This window comes from Methanobrevibacter curvatus (assembly GCF_001639295.1).
In the GTDB taxonomy this organism is placed as follows: domain Archaea; phylum Methanobacteriota; class Methanobacteria; order Methanobacteriales; family Methanobacteriaceae; genus Methanoflexus; species Methanoflexus curvatus.
In genome coordinates this window covers 32,850-52,946 of record NZ_LWMV01000105.1, presented here as the reverse complement: position 1 = coordinate 52,946, position 20,097 = coordinate 32,850, and the positions used below count along the sequence as shown (strand labels likewise).

The 20,097-nt window shown below is 26.1% G+C and carries 18 protein-coding genes and 1 pseudogene; all 19 read left to right on the top strand.

Annotated elements, in window-relative coordinates; genetic code table 11:
• Positions 1-75: 75 nt before the first annotated feature.
• The 19 genes and pseudogenes from MBCUR_RS02805 (at position 76) to MBCUR_RS02725 (ending at position 20,089) form a co-directional block, all read left to right on the top strand.
• Positions 76-1,053, top strand: coding sequence for a methanogenesis marker 2 protein (locus tag MBCUR_RS02805; RefSeq protein ID WP_067089953.1), 978 nt, complete (start codon positions 76-78; stop codon positions 1,051-1,053).
• A gap of 200 nt (positions 1,054-1,253) precedes the next feature.
• Positions 1,254-2,792: a methyl-coenzyme M reductase-associated protein Mmp3 gene (gene mmp3 / locus MBCUR_RS02800; protein ID WP_067089950.1), complete on the top strand. Its 1,539-nt coding sequence runs from the start codon at positions 1,254-1,256 to the stop codon at positions 2,790-2,792.
• A gap of 202 nt (positions 2,793-2,994) precedes the next feature.
• A complete protein-coding gene (locus tag MBCUR_RS02795) occupies positions 2,995-3,465 on the top strand; it encodes a methanogenesis marker 6 protein (RefSeq protein ID WP_067089947.1) in 471 nt (156 codons plus the stop codon).
• Between the two features lie 699 nt (positions 3,466-4,164).
• Positions 4,165-4,521, top strand: coding sequence for an ArsR/SmtB family transcription factor (locus MBCUR_RS02790; RefSeq protein ID WP_067089944.1), 357 nt, complete (start codon positions 4,165-4,167; stop codon positions 4,519-4,521).
• A gap of 72 nt (positions 4,522-4,593) precedes the next feature.
• Positions 4,594-6,774 (top strand): heavy metal translocating P-type ATPase, encoded by a 2,181-nt coding sequence (locus MBCUR_RS02785; RefSeq protein ID WP_084269436.1) that lies wholly within the window; start codon positions 4,594-4,596, stop codon positions 6,772-6,774.
• Between the two features lies 1 nt (position 6,775).
• Positions 6,776-7,390, top strand: a complete 615-nt coding sequence (locus MBCUR_RS02780; protein ID WP_067089941.1) for a methyltransferase family protein — start codon at positions 6,776-6,778, stop codon at positions 7,388-7,390.
• Between the two features lie 719 nt (positions 7,391-8,109).
• The gene (locus tag MBCUR_RS02775; RefSeq protein ID WP_067089938.1) at positions 8,110-8,589 is read left to right on the top strand and encodes a methanogenesis marker 5 protein; all 480 of its coding nucleotides are present in this window, start codon (positions 8,110-8,112) and stop codon (positions 8,587-8,589) included.
• Positions 8,590-9,828: a methanogenesis marker 15 protein gene (locus MBCUR_RS02770; RefSeq protein ID WP_067089935.1), complete on the top strand. Its 1,239-nt coding sequence runs from the start codon at positions 8,590-8,592 to the stop codon at positions 9,826-9,828.
• A 79-nt stretch (positions 9,829-9,907) separates the two neighbouring features.
• Positions 9,908-10,465, top strand: coding sequence for a methanogenesis marker 17 protein (locus tag MBCUR_RS02765; RefSeq protein WP_067089933.1), 558 nt, complete (start codon positions 9,908-9,910; stop codon positions 10,463-10,465).
• Positions 10,466-10,806: 341 nt separating this feature from the next.
• Entirely contained in the window at positions 10,807-11,673 is an 867-nt protein-coding gene (locus tag MBCUR_RS02760; RefSeq protein WP_067089930.1) for a radical SAM protein, read from the top strand.
• Between the two features lie 407 nt (positions 11,674-12,080).
• Positions 12,081-12,272, top strand: a complete 192-nt coding sequence (locus MBCUR_RS10260; RefSeq protein ID WP_157077591.1) for a helix-turn-helix domain-containing protein — start codon at positions 12,081-12,083, stop codon at positions 12,270-12,272.
• 343 nt (positions 12,273-12,615) lie between these two features.
• On the top strand, positions 12,616-13,494 hold the full coding sequence (locus MBCUR_RS02755; RefSeq protein ID WP_067089927.1) for an AAA family ATPase: 879 nt from the start codon (positions 12,616-12,618) through the stop codon (positions 13,492-13,494).
• A gap of 86 nt (positions 13,495-13,580) precedes the next feature.
• Complete coding sequence (locus tag MBCUR_RS02750) at positions 13,581-14,729, top strand: VWA domain-containing protein (protein WP_067089924.1); 1,149 nt, start codon at positions 13,581-13,583, stop codon at positions 14,727-14,729.
• A gap of 243 nt (positions 14,730-14,972) precedes the next feature.
• Positions 14,973-15,251, top strand: coding sequence for a helix-turn-helix domain-containing protein (locus MBCUR_RS02745; protein WP_067089921.1), 279 nt, complete (start codon positions 14,973-14,975; stop codon positions 15,249-15,251).
• A gap of 569 nt (positions 15,252-15,820) precedes the next feature.
• Positions 15,821-16,033 (top strand): annotated as a pseudogene (locus MBCUR_RS11045) (transposase); the annotation flags it as partial.
• 319 nt (positions 16,034-16,352) lie between these two features.
• Positions 16,353-17,777, top strand: a complete 1,425-nt coding sequence (locus MBCUR_RS02740; protein ID WP_067089918.1) for a flippase — start codon at positions 16,353-16,355, stop codon at positions 17,775-17,777.
• Between the two features lie 353 nt (positions 17,778-18,130).
• Entirely contained in the window at positions 18,131-18,406 is a 276-nt protein-coding gene (locus tag MBCUR_RS02735) for a DUF749 family protein (protein WP_067089915.1), read from the top strand.
• Positions 18,407-18,595: 189 nt separating this feature from the next.
• Complete coding sequence (locus MBCUR_RS02730) at positions 18,596-19,132, top strand: DUF2096 domain-containing protein (protein ID WP_084269430.1); 537 nt, start codon at positions 18,596-18,598, stop codon at positions 19,130-19,132.
• Positions 19,133-19,378: 246 nt separating this feature from the next.
• The gene (locus MBCUR_RS02725) at positions 19,379-20,089 is read left to right on the top strand and encodes a metallophosphoesterase family protein (protein WP_067089912.1); all 711 of its coding nucleotides are present in this window, start codon (positions 19,379-19,381) and stop codon (positions 20,087-20,089) included.
• The last annotated feature ends 8 nt before the right edge of the window (positions 20,090-20,097 follow it).

Here is a 20,097-nt window from a genome sequence, read left to right as displayed (position 1 = left end):
TTTTAAAAGTTATTATCAAAATTCATATAAAAAGGATATTATTATAAATTTAATCAATTAAATAGAGATGAAAAATTGGATTTAAAAAGAATTATAAACTCAATACAAAATTTTGAAGGAGTAAAAAGAAAAAAAGCTATTGAAAATGTAACTAATTCTTTAAAAGAAGTTTATAATATTACCAATAATGTTGTAGTTCCATTTGGTGATGATTCTTCAGCCATTGATGTGGATGGAGAGAATCTTATTTTAATAGCTGCTGATGGTATATGGGGGAAATTAATCGAAGTAGATCCTTATTGGGCAGGATATTGTTCTATTTTAGTTAATGTAAATGATATTGCAGCTATGGGTGCTAAACCGATTGCTATGGTGAATACATTATCTTTAAATGATGAAAAAATTGGAGATAAGATATTAAAAGGAATTATTGATGGTTGTCATAAATTTAATGTCCCTATGGTAGGTGGTCATCTTCATCCAGATGCAGATTTTAATTCTTTAGATGTTTCAATTGTAGGAATAGCTAAAAAAAATCATATACTAACTAGTGGTGGAGCTAAACTAGGGGACAAAGTTTTAGTTGCAATAGATTTAGATGGTAGACAACATCCTAAATTTAAATTAAACTGGGATACAACTTATCATAAAGATCCTAAACTTGTTCAAGACCAGATTAAAGTTATGGAAAAAATAGCTAAACTTGATTTGATTAATTCTTGTAAAGATATTTCAAATCCTGGTGTTTTAGGGACTTTAGAGATGTTACTGGAGGCATCTTCTTTGGGGGCTATTGTAAATTTAGAAAAAATTCCAAAAAGTCCTGATATTGGTTGGGATGATTGGTTAAAGATTTATCCTGGAGCTGCTTTTGTTTTGACAGCTAATCAAGATAATGTTGAGAAAATTATTGAGATTTTCGAAGAATATAGTCTAAATACTGCCGTTGTTGGTGAAATTATTGAGGATAAGAAGCTTTTCTTAGATTACAATGGCGAAAGAGAAGTTTTATTTGACCAAAAAATAAACCCTGTTATTGGATCTTTTGATTAAAGTTTATTGTAAATTTTATTGTAAATTTTATTGTAAATTTTATTATAATATGGGAATTTAAATATACTACTCAATTAATTATTGCAAATTCCCATTTATTTTAGTATTTTTGTTGTTATTTTCAAAATAATTAAATATGAATTAAACAATATATTTAATTAATAGTTCTTATTAATTAATGATTAATTTTAGGGAAAGCAATGTTAATAAAAATTAATGGTGAAGATTTTGAAATAGAAGATGGATCTACAATTGCTGAAGCTATTGACTTAGCTAATGCACCCTACAACGAAGGTTGTATTCTATCTTTAATTAAAGGAAAAAAGGAATTTGAAGAAAATATTAATAAATACAAAATTAAAACATCTAAAGGTAGTATAATAATTGCTTTGTTGGAAAATAAAAATTTATCCGATGCTGTTGAAACTTTTAAATCTAATTATAACGAGTTTTCAAATTCTCATATTCGATGGACCACATCTAATGAAATGGCAGTTGGACCTATAGTTAGTAAGCTAAAACCTTCAACTGAAGAGTATACATTTAAACAGTGGGATGTAATTTTAAGTCTTTCTGGATTTAGTGCTGATTCTACCCATATACTCATGTTTAAAGAGGACACGACTGGAATTTATGGAGTTCCTCAAAATACTAATGGTGTTTTTGCACATGTTATTGGGGGTAAAAGAACTTTAAAGTTACTGGAAGACTCTGATGAGATTTATTCTATTGAACCAATTGTTGAGCGAAGTAGTGTTTTAGATACTGCATCTATTTCAGATTTAGATACTATTTTAAATGATGGAAATGAGCTATTTACTTATGTTTTAGTAGAACCTAATTCTAATTCGCCTCAATCTGTTGAACATTTATTCTCTTTAATTGATGATGATACATTATCTGTTGATTATGATTCTAATTCATTTTTAGGATTTTATAAATTACATGGTCTTAAAAAAATCCCTGAAGAGGTTACAGCTAGAAAAAGAGGCACTATTACTTTAAGAAATGATGGGGTAGGTATTGGAAGAGTTTATTTTTATCGTGAAGATAGAGTTATTTCTAATGCTCATACAGCCATTGGACATGTTAAAAAAGGAATGGAATTAATTGACATGGCTAAAAAAGGAGATTTAATTACAATTAAATCGAATCCTGATAGAATATTAACCCTAGATTTAACCCAAAGTGAAGCCTCTAAATTTTTAGATTCTAAAAATATACTTCATGAAAAGGATGGACTATTAGATGATGATGCAGTTGTAGTTATTCAAGATCCTGCTTTTACCATGGATATTATTAAAGAAGGAAAAGTAAAAACTTTTGGAATTAATAAAAATGATTTAGCACTAATTAAATTAGAGTCTAATGCACCTCGTTCGATTTTATACTTTAAAAAACTTAGTAATTTAATTGAAAGACCTATTGGTCAATTAAAAGTATTTTTTGCATATGAGGGAATTTCTACAATATTTGAAAAGAAAGATTCTGAATCAAAAGGTTTAGTTCCAGAAAATACTCCTGAAAATCATGTTGATGCTGGAGTTTTAGCTTTAACTAATATGTCAAGAAAAAATCTTGGTTTAATTGGTGTTAGATTTGAAGATAGTGATACATATGGTCCCACAGGTGAGCCATTTACTGGAACAAATATTATTGGTAAAATAACCACAGATTTAGATGTTATTAAGAAACTTAAATCTAATGATATTTTATATATCAAAGAAGATAAAAATTAATTGTTATTTCATTGCATTTTATTATATATTAATTATTTTTATTATATATTAATTATTTTTTTATTGAATTATTTTAATTTATTTTATTATTTTATATTTTAATTATTTTTTTAATATTTTAATTAGATAAATCTTTTAATTTTTTAATAAATTTATTTGAACACAGATATATTTAAGATAAGTATTTAAAAATGGTGTAAAAATGTTTGAAAATGTTTCTCCATCCCCTGATTTAAACCATGAGGATTTAGACCCAGAAAATCGCACAAGAATGATAATTTTAGGTCCAAAAGCAGAAGTAAGTGAAAGTGAAGTAGTAACTTTTTTACATCTTTTAAATTTACCTATAACAATTAAACAAACATGTTATGGTGCAATGGTTTCAGGAAAAAAAGAAGATGTATCTAAAAGTTTAAAAGAACTTAGAAAACTTGATCAGTATAATTTGTTTTTTAAAGAAAGAGGTTTTCCAGCAGGAGACCCAAGACGATGTAGAGGCCATAGAAAAGGACCAAGAGAAGGCTTTCATCAGCTAGAACATGAGTTTAAACTTTTAGGTGATGTATCAGATGCTTTAAAACACCCAAAAAAAGTTTTTACAAATAGAGAAGAAGCTATTTCTGTAGATGAGTTTGAAAATATAATGAATGAAGTTTTAGAAAATGAGAAGTAGATATTTTTTTTAATGTTATTTTTTTATCTTTTTTAATGTTGTTTTTTTATTTTTTTTTAATGTTATTTTTTTTATCTTTTTTTTTTAAAAAAAAGTTAAATCCTCAATTGAATAGTTGTACAAGGCTGATGACAAGTGTTTTATTTGAGCATAATTGAGGATTCTATTTTTTTTTGGAGATATATTCATATAGGCGATATATCATAGGTGTGTCTTTAACTACTTTCGTAGCCAATTATTATATTATTTTTTTTAGTATTTAAATGTTTAGGTATACCTAAATTTTTACTAAAATATTTTTTAAAAAGTTTCTTTTTTACTTTATTTTTTGATCTAATTTTAATATATTCGACTTTTTTATGGGTTTAAAAAAAGTTAAATCCTCAATTGAATGTTTCATGACTAAGATGATGTAATGTTAATTATGGGTTTAATTGAGGATTCTTTTTTTGGAGATATATTCATATAGGCGATATATCATAGGTGTGTCTTTAACTACTTTCGTAGTCAATTATTATATTATTTTTTTTAGTATTTAAATGTTTAGGTATACCTAAATTTTATATTGTTTTTCTTGATTATTTGTCACAATGATATAAATTAAAAAAGGAAAACTTTAAATATGTTCATATGAATATATCTTCATATGAAATAAATTATTTTTATTTTTATTATTTTTATTATTAATAATGTGATATCATGTCAAATCAAGTTTGTGAAATAAAAAGTGTTAGAGATAATTTATTAAATGAAATATCAAATGGGTTACTTTCAGAGGAGGAATATTATGAATCTTCAGAGCTATTTAAAATATTAAGTGATTTCAATAGACTTAGACTTATGGATGCTCTAAATACTCATGAATTATGTGTATGCGAGCTTTCTTTGTTGTTGGATATGAGCCAATCAGCTATTTCTCATCAACTCAGACAATTACGTCATAAAAAAATAGTAAATTTTAGAAAAGAGAATAAAAAAGTATTTTATTCAATTTCCGACAATGAAATTATATTTTTATTAAATAAACTCCACAATAAAAAGAAATCAGAGAAATAATGAATTAATAATAGTTGAAATAATTATAGTTAATAGCTTAGTAATTTAAAAATTTTTTAAGGTGAATATTTAATGTTTAATGATAAAGAATTTAATGAGAAAATTAACAGTAATGGTAATAACAATAGTAATAACAATAGCAATAGTAATAATAATATTAACAAAAATATTAATAAAAATTATCCCATTGAAGGTTATTGTCATGATGAGGAATGTCATGATGATTTTTGTTCTGATGAAGAGTGCCATGATGATTGTAGGGATGACCACTGTCATGAAGTGGGATGTAGTTGTGAGCATGGGCTTTTGGAAGACATTGATAAAGACACACAAAACAGTTCTAAAGAACCCCACATAATAATTGGGACTGGAATAATTCTAATAACAATTGGAAAGTTACTTGAATACTTCATGGTTCAACCTTCGTTTTCTTTTGGATTTTTCCATACAAATGAACTAATTTCTTTTATAATTTTTCTTGTAGTTATTGTTGCAGTTGGAAATGGAGTAATCATAGATGGTATTAAATCTCTTTTTAAAGGCAAAGTTAGGATGGAGCTTTTAATGACAATAGCTACATTTGGTGCTTTTTTACTTGGAGATGGCTTTGAAGGTGCTTCATTAATGGTTTTATATTATTTAGCTGAATATATTGAAGGTTTGGCTCTTGACAGATCTAAAAAATCATTAACAAAACTTGTAAATTTAAACCCAGATAAAGCAATCTTAAAAAAAGATGGAAAAGAGCTTGAAGTTGCTGTAGAAGATTTAAAAATTGGAGATACAGTTGTGGTTCGTTCAGGAGATAAAATCCCAATAGATGGTGAGATAATATCTGGAACTACATCAGTAAACCAAGCATCTATTACTGGCGAAAGTTTAGCTGTTGATAAAAATATTGGAGATGAGGTTTATAGTTCAACAATAAATGAAGATGGATACATTGAAGTTGAAGTTAGGAAAACTTCTAAAAACACTATTTTTTCAAAAATCATAGAATTAATTAAAGAATCAGAAGAGAAAAAAGCTAAAATTGACCTATTTATAGACAAATTTGCAAGCTACTACACTCCTTTAATGGTAGTATTGGCTATTCTTGTAGCAACTGTTCCTTACCTATTTTTCCAAGAAGACCTTGTAACTTGGATTAAGACAAGTTTAATTTTACTTGTTATCTCATGTCCTTGTGCTCTTGCAATATCCACACCTGTTTCTATGGTTTCAGCTATTACTGCAGGAACTAAAAATGGGATTATAATTAAAGGAGGGGAATATATTGAGGAATTAAACAAAATTAAAGCTATTTTATTTGACAAAACTGGAACTTTAACTGAAGGAAAACTAGAAATCAGTAGTATAGATATTATTGGTGATATTTCAAAAGAAGAGCTTATTTTAATAGCTTGTAGTATTGAAAACATGTCAAAACACCCTATTTCCCATGCATTTAAAAACTATGCTCAAGAAAATAAAATTAAATTGCAAGATGTTTTAAATTTCCAATCAATATCTGGAAAAGGACTTATAGGGATAATTAACAATGAAAAATATTTAATTGGTAAAAAAGATATATTTTCTGATTTAAATCTTGATGAAGAATCAAAAATCTTAATCAATGAAAATTTTAAAAGCTCTAATGACACTATTCTTAAAAATAAGTATGGAAAAACTCAAATGTATATTGGAACCGAGTCTAAAATACTTGGAAGAATTTATTTAAAAGATAAACTAAGAGTAGATGCAAAAGACACTATTGAATCCCTTAAAATAAGAGACATAGAAACTATAATGTTAAGTGGGGACAATGAAGAAGTTGCAGAAGAGGTTTCTAATATTTTAGGTTTAGATGAGTATCATGGAAATCTACTTCCTGAAGATAAACTTGAAAAGATAGAATCTTTAGCTTTAAAGCATGGAGACATTGCAATGGTAGGGGATGGTGTAAATGATACTCCATCTCTTGCAAGAGCAAATGTAGGAATAGCTATGGGTATTGGTGGAGCTGATGTAGCTATTGAAACAGCGGATATTGTTTTAATGGACGACAAGCTTTCTAAAATCGATCAACTCATTTCCATAGCCAAAAAAACCATGTTTGTTTTAAAGGAAAATGTCTTCATTGTAATTGCAGTTAAAGCTACTTTGGTGATTTTAGCCGTTTTGGGGCACATAAATCTTTTAACAGCAATTATAATTGGGGATGTTGGTTTAACATTATTAGTTGTTTTAAATTCATTTAGAATTGGAAGATAAAATGCATAATTTTCTTTTAATTTTAAATTTAATATTATTTTATCTGATTTTTTTTGGTAGAACCTTTCTTTTAGCTCGTCAAGGTGTAAAAGTCATTGTGGTAGATGAAGGATTAAAGTACAAGTCTAAAGTGCAAGCTATCTTAGAAAAATTAGCCATTCCATTTCTAATAATATATGGAGCTGTAATTTTTCTTTTTTCTATTGAATTTAAAATAATATCTATTAATTTCATCAATCTTTCAATTATTAATTTTTACAGTATTTATAGAATTTTTTCAATTACTGGCTTGACTTTTACATATCTAGCCATTATTATTTTTGTTTTAGCTTTATACTATTTTGATAATTCATGGAGAGTTGGTATTGATAATCAAAACCAAGGAGAGCTAATAACTAATGGAATTTTTAAGTTTTCAAGAAACCCAGTATTTTTATCAATGAATCTATTTTTTATTGGCGTTTTTTTAGTTTTTCCTAATATTTTATTTCTTCTTGTAACTATAGCTTTGTTAGTAGCCATTCACAGAATAATTTTAAATGAAGAAAAACATCTTTTAAAGCATTATGGAGAGGATTATATCAAATACCAAAAACAAACTAATAGATACTTTTAATTTTAGTATTAAAGAATTTCACGCTTTTTTTTTAATTTATAATTTTTTTTTTTTTTTTTTTTTTTTAATGGCTGTGCAACAATTCGAAAGTATAAGTTTCTAAATTTAGTTAATTAAGTTAAAATTAGAGTTATAAAGTTCTAATGAATTTTATTATAAAATAAATATAAATATTTAATAAAATTCTATTTTAATTAATATTAATGTCTATTTAATAAAAATAATTATTTTTAAAACATTTAATTTTTATTATTCTTTAAAATATTTAATTCAAATTTAACTAATTAATATAAGCTATTTGCTAATTATAATTATTTTTAAATATTCATTTTTTTTATAAAATATGTATTAATACTTTTTCACATGTTTTAACATATTTTAATTAAATATCTAATTTTACAAAAAACAATCATTGCACAGCATCTTAACTATTTTTTTACAAATTTTCTTTTTTCTAATTTTCATCTAATTTTTTAATTTAATTATTTTAAATATCTTTTTTTATTAAATCATAATAATTAAATAGTAAAAATTTCAAATGTTTAATTAATATAAATTTAATTAATATAATCTTTAATTAATATAATAATATTTTAGTCTTTATTTAATCTTTTATTTTATAATTTATTGAAATTTGTTTTAATGTATTTTATTATATTATAAATTTTATTATATTAGTTTTATTTCTAATAATTTTAACATGTTTATTAGGTGTAGTTATGGTTAAGGTTGCAATTATTCCTCCGAATTCTCTTATCTTAAGTGATTTAATTGAAAGAAAAGGGCATGAGCCATTGGCTCTGCAAAAGGCTGTGAGAAAAAAAGTCATTGATCCTGAAATAGATTCTCCTCCTATGAACATTACTGAAGAAGACCCTATTAAAGGACTTAAATATGCAGCTATTGAAGTTCCGTCAGGTGTTAGGGGTAGAATGTCTATAATAGGTCCTTTAATCGAAGAAGCTGAAGCAGCTATTATTATTGATGATGCACCTTTTGGATTTGGATGTATTGGTTGTGCAAGAACTAATGAATTAACTACATTCACTTTAAGAAAAAGAGGACTTCCTACATTAGAATTAAAGTATCCAAAGACTCGTGATGAAACTGTGGACATGGTAAATAAAATTAATAAATTTTTAGACAGCTTACCTTCTTCTAATTCAGCCAATTCAACTGATTCACAGGAGGAAAAATAAATGGTCAAAATAGCCTTAGTCTCATGTGGAACAGAATACAGTGGGATACAAAGAGAAATAGAAAAAGCTGCAAATACTTTTGGTGGAGAAATAATAATTCCAGAAATAGATTTAGATTATATTAATGAATCATATGAAAAATTTGGTTTTAATGCTCAAAGTTCAAGTTTAAGGCTAATGGTTGCAAGAGCAATGTCTATTGTTGAAGGAAAGACTCAAACAGATGCAGTTTTTATTGCAACATGTTTTAGATGTGCTGAAGGAGCATTAATACGTAATGAAGTTAGAAGATTTATTCAAGATAATACAAATATTCCTGTTGTCACATATTCTTTTACTGAAAGAACTAAAGCAGATGAGCTATTTATTAGAATGGAAGCATTAACTACAACTGTTGCAAGAAAAAGCATTTTAGCTCGTGAAAAGCAAGAAGGTCTTACTTTAGGCATAGATTCTGGTTCTACCACTACAAAAGTTGTTTTAATGGAAAATAACAAGATTATTGGTACTGGATGGACTGCTACAAAGGATATTATAGGATCAGTGGATATTGGTGCTAAGGATGCATTTGAGGGAACAGGATATGGTATGGATGATTTAGATGGTATAGGAACAACAGGCTATGGTCGTCTTACTATTGGAAAAGAGTTAAAAGCTGAACTTATCCAAGAAGAACTTTCTGTTAATGCAAAAGGTGCAGTTTACCTTGCAAACAAACAAAAAGGAGAAGCAACAGTTTTAGATATTGGGGGAATGGATAATAAAGTCATTACAGTTAACAATGGAATTCCTGATAATTTTACAATGGGTGGTATATGTGCAGGTGCTTCAGGAAGATTTTTAGACATGACTTCTCGAAGATTAGATGTGGATATAAGTGAACTAGGTCCTTTAGCAATGAAAGGAGATTATAAAAAAGCATTACTTAATAGCTACTGTATAGTCTTTGGTATTCAAGATTTGGTTACAACTTTGGCTGCTGGTGGCTCAAAAGCAGATGTTGCAGCTGCTGCATGCCATTCTGTTGCTGAACAAGTATATGAACAGCAATTACAAGAAATTGATATTCGGGAGCCATTAATCCAAGTTGGTGGAACATCTTTGATTTCTGGTTTAATAAAAGCAGTAAGTGAAACTTTAGGTGGAATAGATGTTATAGTTCCAGAATATTCTCAGTATATTGGTGCTGTTGGTTCTGCTCTTTTAGTTTCAGGAATAGGAAAAAGACAGGACAAATAATTTTTATATTCCTTTTTATTTATATTTTATTTGTGTCTTATTTATATTATTTATATCTTATTTATGCATTGGTGTTAAAATGTTGGTTGAAAGTCCTGATAATGAGGGTGCAAAAGTCTATGAAATGATTATTAAACAGATATTTCAAGATTTGCAGTTATCTCCGTCTGTAAAGGATATGAAAGTCTGTGTTGATCCTGAAAAGGTTCTTTTTATAATAGCTATTAAATTAGATAAAATTCCAACAGATTTATTTTTGCGGGATTTAGCTGTTGTAAAATATGATAAAGTAAACAATTTAACACTAATTGGCATAAAAGATGAAAATTATCTCCCACAAATACTTAAAAAACTTTGGATGGAGTTTCCAAGAGAAAGTGTTGCTCAACCAAATAGATACACTATTACTATTCCAAATGAAGTTACAGGATTAAATGACTTAAATATTGTTAATGCAAAAGAAAACATTCAAAGAAAGGTCTATGATGCTATTTTTAGAATTATCCCAGAAGGTTTTAGGATAATTAGAGATTTATCTGAAGATGATGTTGTAGCAATCGTTGCTACTGACGAATTGATCAAAGATAGTTGGCTAAAAAGAGGTAAAAAATTTGTTGACGAGTTAAAAAGTGTTTAACCTAGATTTAATTACTTTTTAACATTTTTTAGATTTTTTAATATTTTTTAGTATTTTTTAAGACTTTAATATTTTAGTATTTTTTGTCTTTTTTTACATTTTTTTTTACTTAATTTAATATAACTTTTTAATTTGTTGAAATTTTTATCAAAAAATTTTTATAATATAAAAAACATAACTACATTATTATCATTTATTTTTTTAATTTTATTTTTGAATTATAAATAGATCATTTTTTAGATATATTTTCACATTTAATTTTATTTTATTTAAGAGTATTATTTATTTTTTTCAAATTATTTTAACTTTATTCAAAATTATTATTAGTATAGGTGATGTTTATGAAAGAACTTAAAGGATCTAAATTTGCACACATAACAAAGGCACATCCTTGTTTTAATGAGAAAATGCATGATAAAGTAGGCAGAGCACATGTCCCAATAGCTCCTAAGTGTAACATTTACTGCAATTTCTGTACAAGGGACATTAATAAAGATGAAAATCGTCCAGGAGTTGCCAGTTGTGTAATGGACAGTGATGCAGCTATTGAACATGTAAAAAATGTTACTGAAGACGGGCCAATATCTGTTGTAGGTGTAGCTGGACCTGGAGATTCACTTGCAAATCCTGACACAATTAAATTTTTTAAAAAATTAGGGGAAGAAAAACCAGATTTAATTAAATGTATGAGTACAAATGGACTTCTTCTTCCTGATTTAGCTGAAGAAGTAGCTAAAGTCGGTGTAAATACTATTACAGTTACAGTTAATGCAATTAATCCAGAAATTGCTGAAAAAATTTATACCTTTATTAAGTATCATGACAAAGTTTATAAAGGAAGAGAGGCCGTTGAAATTTTAATTAAAAATCAGCTAGATGGAATTGAAAAAGTATCTAATTTAGGAGTTATTGTTAAAGTTAACAGTGTCTTAATACCTGGAGTAAATGATGAACATATTATTGAAATAGCTAAGGAAGTAAAAAAACGTGGCGCTTCTTTAATGAATGTCCTTCCATTGATTCCATTAAATAAAATGAAAGATATTCCTAAACCAACATGTGAACAAATTGAAAAAGTAAGATCTGAAGTTGAAGAGATTATTCCTGTTTTTAGAGCATGTACTCAATGTAGAGCTGATGCTTATGGAATTCCTGGAAAAAAACACGAGGATCATCATTTAGGAATAACTCCAGCAAGCCATTATTAAATTTTTAATATTTAATTATTTTTTTATTTATGCTTTTGGATTTTTATAGATTATATATTACTTATTAATTTTCAATTATTTTTTTTAATAAATTTTATAAAATTTATTTAACTCAAATGAAATTTCTTTAAATAGCTTATTTTTTCTTTTTTCTTTTTTCTGGGTTTAATGCTACTATTTTTATATTGCTATTTTACTTATTACTATTTATTTCTTCTTTTCAACCATGATTAATATGTGGCATTACTGTGATACATTACTCAATTTAAGGACTTTTTTTTAAAATGGCTGTGGAACAATTCGAAAATCTAAGTCTCTAAATTTAGTTAATTAAGCTAAAATTAGATTTATATTGTGATACCTATTTTTTTGCAACATTTATATAGTATAAAATCATAATATTATGTGTGAGTAAAAATTCTAAAGAGCTAGTGGAGCATTATATTAGTTCTATTGAGCTTAATGATTTGATTTACAAGTTAGAAAAGGTAGCAAAGAAGGTTAATCGGTTGCATTTCATACGACAGTTTTATGAAGGAAAGACAGTTAAACAAGCTAGTTTAAATTTAGGAGTTCCTGAAAAAACAGCTTATAACTGATTGCATAAATGGAATGAAAGTGGTGTTGATGGATTGAATCATAAAAAAGAGCCAGAAGACTATCATTTTTAACTGAAACTCAATTTAAAGAAGTGGAAGAATTTATTAAAGATAATGATTCTTAGAAACTAAAGATGTTCATTAATTCATAGAAAAGAATTATGGTATTGATTACAGTCTAAAATAAGTAAAACAAACAATAAAAAACCTCGAATACTAGTGGATTAAGCCTTATCCAATATTTTCAAAGTCTCCTAAAAATACAAAAGAATATAATGAAAGAAAAAACACAGAATATTATTTTAGGAATACGGATATTCTTAGATGGAATAGGGGTGATTTAATGGGAAAGAATTTAGATATAGCTAATTTAGATATAGTGAGTATAGAAGATATTTTAGCTAAAAATAGCTATATTTCTGATGAAACTATAAGTACTGTGGTGTTTTTAGCTATTAAACTTAAAAAACCGATTTTAATTGAAGGTCCTCCAGGAACTGGAAAAACACAACTTTCTAAATCAATTGCAAAAGCCTTTGAAAGAGATTTTTTCAGAATACAGTGCTATGAAGGAATAACCTTTGAACAGATTGTAGGGGAATGGAACTATCAAAAACAGCTATTAAGTCTTGAAATGTCTAAAATAAAGGTAGCTAAAATAGAGAAAAGTGAAGAAGATGTTTTTAAAGAGAAGTTCTTTATAAAACGACCTCTTTTATCAGCTTTCATGAACGAAAAACCATCAATAATGCTTATTGATGAAATTGATAAAGCTGATGAAGAAGTTGAAAGTTTTCTACTACAAGCTCTTGGAGAAAAGCAAATAACAGTGAATGATCTTGGTACATTTGATTTAAACAATGATTTACTTGTTATGATGACTTCAAACTCTCAAAGACAGCTACTGGATGAAACAAAAGATAGGTGTCTATACTTATACATAGATTACCCAGATTTCAAAAGAGAAGTAGAAATAGTAAAATCTCAGATCCCAAATGCCTCAGAAAAGCTAATAAAAAGCATAGTCAAAGCTATACAGCAGATAAGACAGCTAAATCTAACAAAAAGCCCATCAATAAGAGCAACAGTAGATTGGGCTAAAAGCTTAATGATATTTGAAAAAGAAGAGTTAGACGAAGATTCTTTCAAAAATACAATAAATATAGCTATAAAAAACGAAGACGACAAACAAAAAGTCTTAGAAGATATTAAAATAAAATAATTAAAATAAGATAAAATAAATAAAATCATGAATAAAACAAGATATAACAAAATAAGATAAAATAAAAAAATAGAGAATATAAAATTATGATGGAAGAAATAGTCAAATTTTCAGGGAAATTACGGGAAAATGGGATTCCATCTAGTATTAGAAGTACACAATTAGCTTATGAAGCTAATGTTCTCTTAGAAAAAAATGGAGGGAACTTAAAAGAAGGATTAGCAGCTATCTACTTGAAAGATCAACGACATAGGAAAAAGTTTGACAAAGCATACGAAGATTTCTTTCTTAATGAAGATAAAGAAGAAGAAAAGGCAGTACTTCATGAAAATGGAATAAAATCACCATTTATGAAGACATACAATGTTTCTGTGAGTAGTAAAAGAGTTTCCAGATATGATCCTGGAAAAGACAGCCAAAAATACAAAATAAGCTATATTCAAAATAGTTTAAATGAGATAAACAACGAAGCTAACAAAGAAGGAAATTCTGAGCTTTTAAGAAATGATATAAAAACTATAAACACATTACAAGTGGAATTAATTGATCTCTGTCAGAAATTAGGTCAGAAAATAGCTACTAAAAGATCCAGACAAAATAAAATAGCTAAAAAACAAAAACCAGATATTAGAAGAAGTATTAGAAAAAATATGAAGCACGGAGGAACTCTCCTAGAACTTATGAAAAGCAAGCCAAAGATCAAAAAGCAAAACCATTACTTCCTCTCAGATATAAGTGTTTCCTGTGATTGGATTAGTATATGGTTCTTTTGTATGGTTTACATAGCTCAAAATTCGTTTAACCGAGCAAAAGTCTATGAATTTGACAATAAAATTGCTGAAATAACTCCTGCACTATATGAGCCAGATTTAATAGATGCATTTATAAAGGTAATGAAAATAAGACATTCTAATTCCATGATTCGAGGAAAATCCAATATGTTCACGGCATTTGAAGAGTTCGAAAAACATGCCAACCTAAACAGAAAGTCTTATCTCCTAATTTTAAGTGATTGTAGAGATTGGGCAGGACCAAAAGAGAATAGAATCCCAAAAAGTGCAGAACTAATTGAAAATATGGTCAAAAAATCAAAGAGAGCTATAATCTTAAACCCAGAGGAAAAAAAGAAATGGAATGTAGCAGATAGTTGTGTCTCCCACTACGAAAACGTAGGTGCAGAAATCTTTGAAGTAAGAAACCTAGAACAGCTAGCTAATTTAATCATTGAAATTTAGATAATAGTGCCCTATATTATAATTTTTTCCTAATAATGTATTATATTATGTTATAAGTATATTTACATTGTGTATATTTAGATTATAGTACGATACCTATTTTTTGGCAATATTTATATGATATAAGATCATAGTATTATGTATGAGTAAAAATTCTAAAGAGTTAGTGGAGTGTCATATTAGTTCTATTGAGCTTAAGGATTTGATTTATAAGTTAGAAAAGTTAGCAAAGAGGTTAATCTGTTGCATTTCATACGACAACTTTATGAAGGAAAGACAGTTAAACAAACTAGTTTAAATTTAGGAGTTCCTGAAAAAACAGCTTATAACTGGTTACATAAATGGAATGAAAGTGGTGTTGATGGATTGAATCATAAAAAAGGAGCTAAAAGACCATCATTTTTAACTGAAACTCAATTTAAAGAAGTGGAAGGATTTATTAAAGGTAATGATTCTTTAGGAACTAAAGATGTTCATTATTTCATAGAAAAGAATTATGGCATTGATTACAGTCTAAAATAAGTAAAACAAATAATAAAAAACCTCGAGTATTTGTGGATTAAACATTATCCAATATTTTCAAAGTCTCCTAAAAAATGCAAAAGAATATAATGAAAGAAAAAACACAGGATGTAAAATCCTGATGAGGATATTTATGGCATTTTTGATGAATGTGTTGTAAAATCTACCAAATATATCAAAAGTTCTTTAAAAAGTGAGAAGAAGCAAAAATAAAAGTTAATCCAGAGAGAATTAAAATTAGTGCTGCTGGATTTCAACCACCTAATGGGAATTCAACATTATAAACAATTCAGACTAATTTAGACAAGATATCCTTAAAAAATATCTGATACAGATACATTTAAAGAATTAACTCTAAAAAGAATTAAAAAAACAATAAATTTAGAAAATACAGAAGATAAAAGAAAAATAAGCAAAATTAAAGCTCAAAACTTCACATTAATATTATTAAACTACTTCAATATTAATGTCCCAATAGATTTAATTAAAAAACCTTTAAAACTAAAAAATTATCTGATAATAAAAATGAAGTTAATAAACTATTCCCTAAATCTTTAAAATCTGAAAAAAGAATTATTATCATAATAAACAACTTCTCTCTCCATAAAACTTACCTATCAAGAATTATATGCAAAATTTTAAATATAACACTAATTTATTTGCCTAAATACTCCCTATTTTTAAACCCAATAGAACAACTATGGAGAGCAATAAAAAATATACTAAATAGAAACCCCATTCCAAATATTGAATGCCTAAAAAAGGAAGTGGTTAAAGTTTAATACGAATTAGCTGACGAAATATTTTTTGTCGAAAATTGGATAGATAAATATATTATCAAAAAATAGGTATCATACTATATAAAATTTTAATGAATTTTATTATAAAAATAAATATAAACATTTAATAAAACTCTATTTCAATTAGAGGGTCGGACAAAAATAGCTTTTCTCAAAAAAAAGTTTCTTCTTTTGCTAAACAAAGGATTTTCCTAAGATTTTGGCAAACTGATATGGAATTTTGTCCGACCCTCAATTAATAAAAAAATAAATATCATGAAACTTAATTGTATGTTAAGCAGACTTTAAAGAGGTTTAATAGATGAGCTCAGTACAGAAAATTTTTAAAAATATTAGTTGGTTGGCCATATCACAGGTAATAGCTAATATATTTGGTTTTTTCTGGACAATTTTAATTGCCAATTATCTTGAAGTTGGAGATTTCGGAATTATTAATGCAGCTATCTCCTGTTTAACAATAGCTTCTATTTTCATGGATCTTGGTATGAGTACATACATAACCCGTGATGTTTCAAGAAACAATGAATTAGTAAGCAAATATTTAGGGAACATGGTTCCATTAAAACTTATTTTCTCTTTTTTAGTTTTAATAATTGTTTTGGCTGTATTAACGCTAATAAATTATCCTATTTTAAATTTAGAGGTATTTTTCATCTTTGGTTTACAGTTTGCACTATCAAGTATGTCTGTATTTTTTTATGGGATTTTTCAAGCAAATGAGAAAATGAAATATCAAGGAATAAGCACTATCCTAAATAGTTCTATGATATTGATATTTACAGCATTATTAATTTATTTTAAGATAGGCTTGCTTGGAGTTCCAATTACTTATATGTTAGCTGCATTAATTTCTTTAATTTATTTAATAATAACTATCAGGAATATTATTAAAATCAACATTGAATTTGATGCTAAATTCTGTTTTAATGCTATTAAAAAATCTTTACCTTTTGGTCTTACAAATTTTTTTACAACAATTTATTTTTTAATGGACACAGTAATGTTAGTAGTCATTTCTGGAGACTTTGCAACAGGAATTTATAGTTCAGCATATAAAGTCATTTTTGTTTTTACTGCACTTTATAGTACTTACACCATTGTAATTTTTCCTTTGTTCTCTAAATTCTATCGTGATTCAAGTGATTTTTTGAAGTTTACCTATGAAAAGTCAATGAAATATCTTTTAATGGTTTCATTACCTATTTGTGTTTTAATCAGTTTTTATGCAGGAGATGTAATTTCTTTAATTTATAAAAGTGAGTACATCCTATCAGCTGAGGTTATTAAAATATTAATCTGGTGTCTTCCATTTTTGTTCATAAATGGATTGTACACACAACTTTTAAATTCTTCATTTCATGAAAAAACAGTTACTAAAATTAATATAATTGCTTGTGTATTTAATGTTATAGTAAATTACATTCTTATAATTCATTTTAGCTTTATTGGCGCAAGTATTGCAGTTGTTTTAATAAATATGTTAATATTCATTTTATTTAATTATATAGTGTCCAAAGAAATTTTTAAGTTGGATTCACTTATATTAAAATCAATTGGGAAAATTCTAATTTCAAGCATTATTTTAGGAATAATACTTTATGCATTGAATGTTTCATTGTGGATAGGTATTTTAATATCTATATTTGTATACTCTTTTTCATTAATTCTTTTAAAAACATTAGATTCTGGAGATTTTTATATTTTAAAACAAATTTTTAGAAAATGAATTTCTATAAGCTAAATATTAGAAATAAAGTTTTTAGGAGTAATCTTTGAAATAAAGTTGTAGAAATTCTAAAAATTATTTTATCCATTTTATCCATTTTAAATTTTTTTTATATTTTTTTTATTATCATTTTAAGTCTTATAACAAACATATATTAAACTTAAAAAAGATTAAAAATAAGATAATAAAAAAAATTGAAGACATTTACTAAATTAATAAATTTGGAATTATACAAAAAAATTTAAATATTATTATGTTCTAAATTATATAAGATATAATAAAGTTTTTTATAATTAATTATTTATTTTTATTTAGTTTTTTTAATTTAATTTACTTAATATTGGAGTGATTTTATGTTTATAGCAAATTTATCTGGTATATTTTTATATAAAGATTTACCTAAACAATATCAAAGATTTGTACAATTTAAAGCAAGTATTGAAAAAAGAGAAGAAATTAAGCCTGATGATGCAATAGCTGTTTTAGATATTGTTGGTGTTCCTGAAACTCATCATATTTTGTTTTTGGACCAATATAAAGATATTGAAGAAGTTAAAGCAGAATTAAAAGAAGCAGAAGCAAAAGTTAATTACACTACTTTAAAAATAATTAAAAATCATCTAAAATAATTTTTTTTTAATTAATTAGCTTTTTTTTTTAAGATAAAAATGGTTTTTTATCTATCTATTTCTTTTTATTTTATTCATTTTTTTTTTTTTTTTTTTTTTTTTTTTTTTTTTTTTTTTTTTTTTTTTGATTTTCTTAATTGCTGTTGTTGTGTGTTTTTTTTAAATTATGTTAAATAATTTGAGGTAAAAATGAGTGAAGATATAGACTTGCCAATTGATCAAACTTGGCTAATTTTAGTTGAATTGTTGACTGACTTGAAAAAAAAAGGTGTAGATATTCCATCTATTTTAAATAGGGATCTTTCTCTTGTAAAATCTTCAGTAGGCTTTTATAAAAAAGACATGACTCATCCTGATATGATTAGAGAATTTGACAGAGCAAACATTACAATAACTGAAATCCAAGATAAACTATTCACATTTGCATTTGATTTTGGTAATGGCTATGTAAAACTATGGAGTGATAAGTTAAGGCGAGCTAATCTAGGAGAGACTGTATATGAGAAGCCAGACTCTTCATCTAAATTCCTTTCTAATGCTCCTCCAGGATTTTCTTTTGGGAGGATACATCTTAAAAAACCAATATCTGAAGATAGGATTCAAGAAATAGCCGAATATGATAACTTAATAATTGAATTTGATGAAGATAATGTATTAGCTCTATATGGGGATAAAATAAATGTTCAAAGAGGTTTAAAAGAATTAGCAACATTTTTTGATGAATAAATCATTTTATGCATGTTTTTAAAGATAAAAATTAATAATAAAAATTAATAATAATTAGTAATAACAACTAATAATAATAATAATAATAATAATAATAATAATAATAATAATAATAATAATAATAATAATAATAATAATAATAATTTAAATGCATATTTAAATTTAACAAATTTATTATATTTCATTTTTATTTATTCTTTTCATTCTTTGATTAATTGGTTATTATCAAATAACTCAGGTATTATTATGAAAGTTTTACAAATTAGTGATATTCACAGTGAAATAAATCCTAGATTAAATAGCTATTTAGATGAAAATAAGATTGATTTACTTATAATATCTGGAGATATTACTAATTTTGGTCCATCTGAATTTGCTATGGATTATTTAAATGAATTGAAAGAAAAAAATATTGATATAATAACTATTCCTGGTAATTGTGATACTCCTGAAGCTATTTCGGCTATTGATTCTTCAGAAACCTTGTCTGTACATAATAACGTTGTTAAATACAAAAATATTATATTTTTTGCTTTTGGTGGCTCTAATCCTACTCCATTCAATACACCTTTTGAATTTGATGAAGATACAATATATAATAAAATTAAATCCTTAATTGAAAAGAAATCAATTGATATTGCTGATAAATCTTTCAATGAATCAATAGATGATGTGAAGGAAGATTATTTTAAAGTTTTACTTACTCATGCTCCACCATTTGGCAGTGGTGCAGATTTAATTCCTAGTGGTGCTCATGTTGGTAGTACAGCCATTGAAAAAATCATTAAAGAAAATAATTTTGATATAAATCTTTGTGGACACATACATGAAGCTTGTTCTATAAGTAAAATTAATAATACTATAATAGCTAACCCTGGAAATCTTCATGAAAGCCATGGCATACTATTTGAGCTTAAAAAAAATAAATTATTAAATATTGAAATTGTTGATTTGTAATTTTTTTA

Coding starts and splice junctions, on each gene's coding strand:
- mmp3 (WP_067089950.1), top strand. CDS start 1,254: ATGTTAATAAAAATTAATGGTGAAGATTTTGAAATAGAAGATGGATCT.
- MBCUR_RS02795 (WP_067089947.1), top strand. CDS start 2,995: ATGTTTGAAAATGTTTCTCCATCCCCTGATTTAAACCATGAGGATTTA.
- MBCUR_RS02790 (WP_067089944.1), top strand. CDS start 4,165: ATGTCAAATCAAGTTTGTGAAATAAAAAGTGTTAGAGATAATTTATTA.
- MBCUR_RS02785 (WP_084269436.1), top strand. CDS start 4,594: ATGTTTAATGATAAAGAATTTAATGAGAAAATTAACAGTAATGGTAAT.
- MBCUR_RS02780 (WP_067089941.1), top strand. CDS start 6,776: ATGCATAATTTTCTTTTAATTTTAAATTTAATATTATTTTATCTGATT.
- MBCUR_RS02775 (WP_067089938.1), top strand. CDS start 8,110: ATGGTTAAGGTTGCAATTATTCCTCCGAATTCTCTTATCTTAAGTGAT.
- MBCUR_RS02770 (WP_067089935.1), top strand. CDS start 8,590: ATGGTCAAAATAGCCTTAGTCTCATGTGGAACAGAATACAGTGGGATA.
- MBCUR_RS02765 (WP_067089933.1), top strand. CDS start 9,908: ATGTTGGTTGAAAGTCCTGATAATGAGGGTGCAAAAGTCTATGAAATG.
- MBCUR_RS02760 (WP_067089930.1), top strand. CDS start 10,807: ATGAAAGAACTTAAAGGATCTAAATTTGCACACATAACAAAGGCACAT.
- MBCUR_RS02755 (WP_067089927.1), top strand. CDS start 12,616: ATGGGAAAGAATTTAGATATAGCTAATTTAGATATAGTGAGTATAGAA.
- MBCUR_RS02750 (WP_067089924.1), top strand. CDS start 13,581: ATGATGGAAGAAATAGTCAAATTTTCAGGGAAATTACGGGAAAATGGG.
- MBCUR_RS02740 (WP_067089918.1), top strand. CDS start 16,353: ATGAGCTCAGTACAGAAAATTTTTAAAAATATTAGTTGGTTGGCCATA.
- MBCUR_RS02735 (WP_067089915.1), top strand. CDS start 18,131: ATGTTTATAGCAAATTTATCTGGTATATTTTTATATAAAGATTTACCT.
- MBCUR_RS02730 (WP_084269430.1), top strand. CDS start 18,596: ATGAGTGAAGATATAGACTTGCCAATTGATCAAACTTGGCTAATTTTA.
- MBCUR_RS02725 (WP_067089912.1), top strand. CDS start 19,379: ATGAAAGTTTTACAAATTAGTGATATTCACAGTGAAATAAATCCTAGA.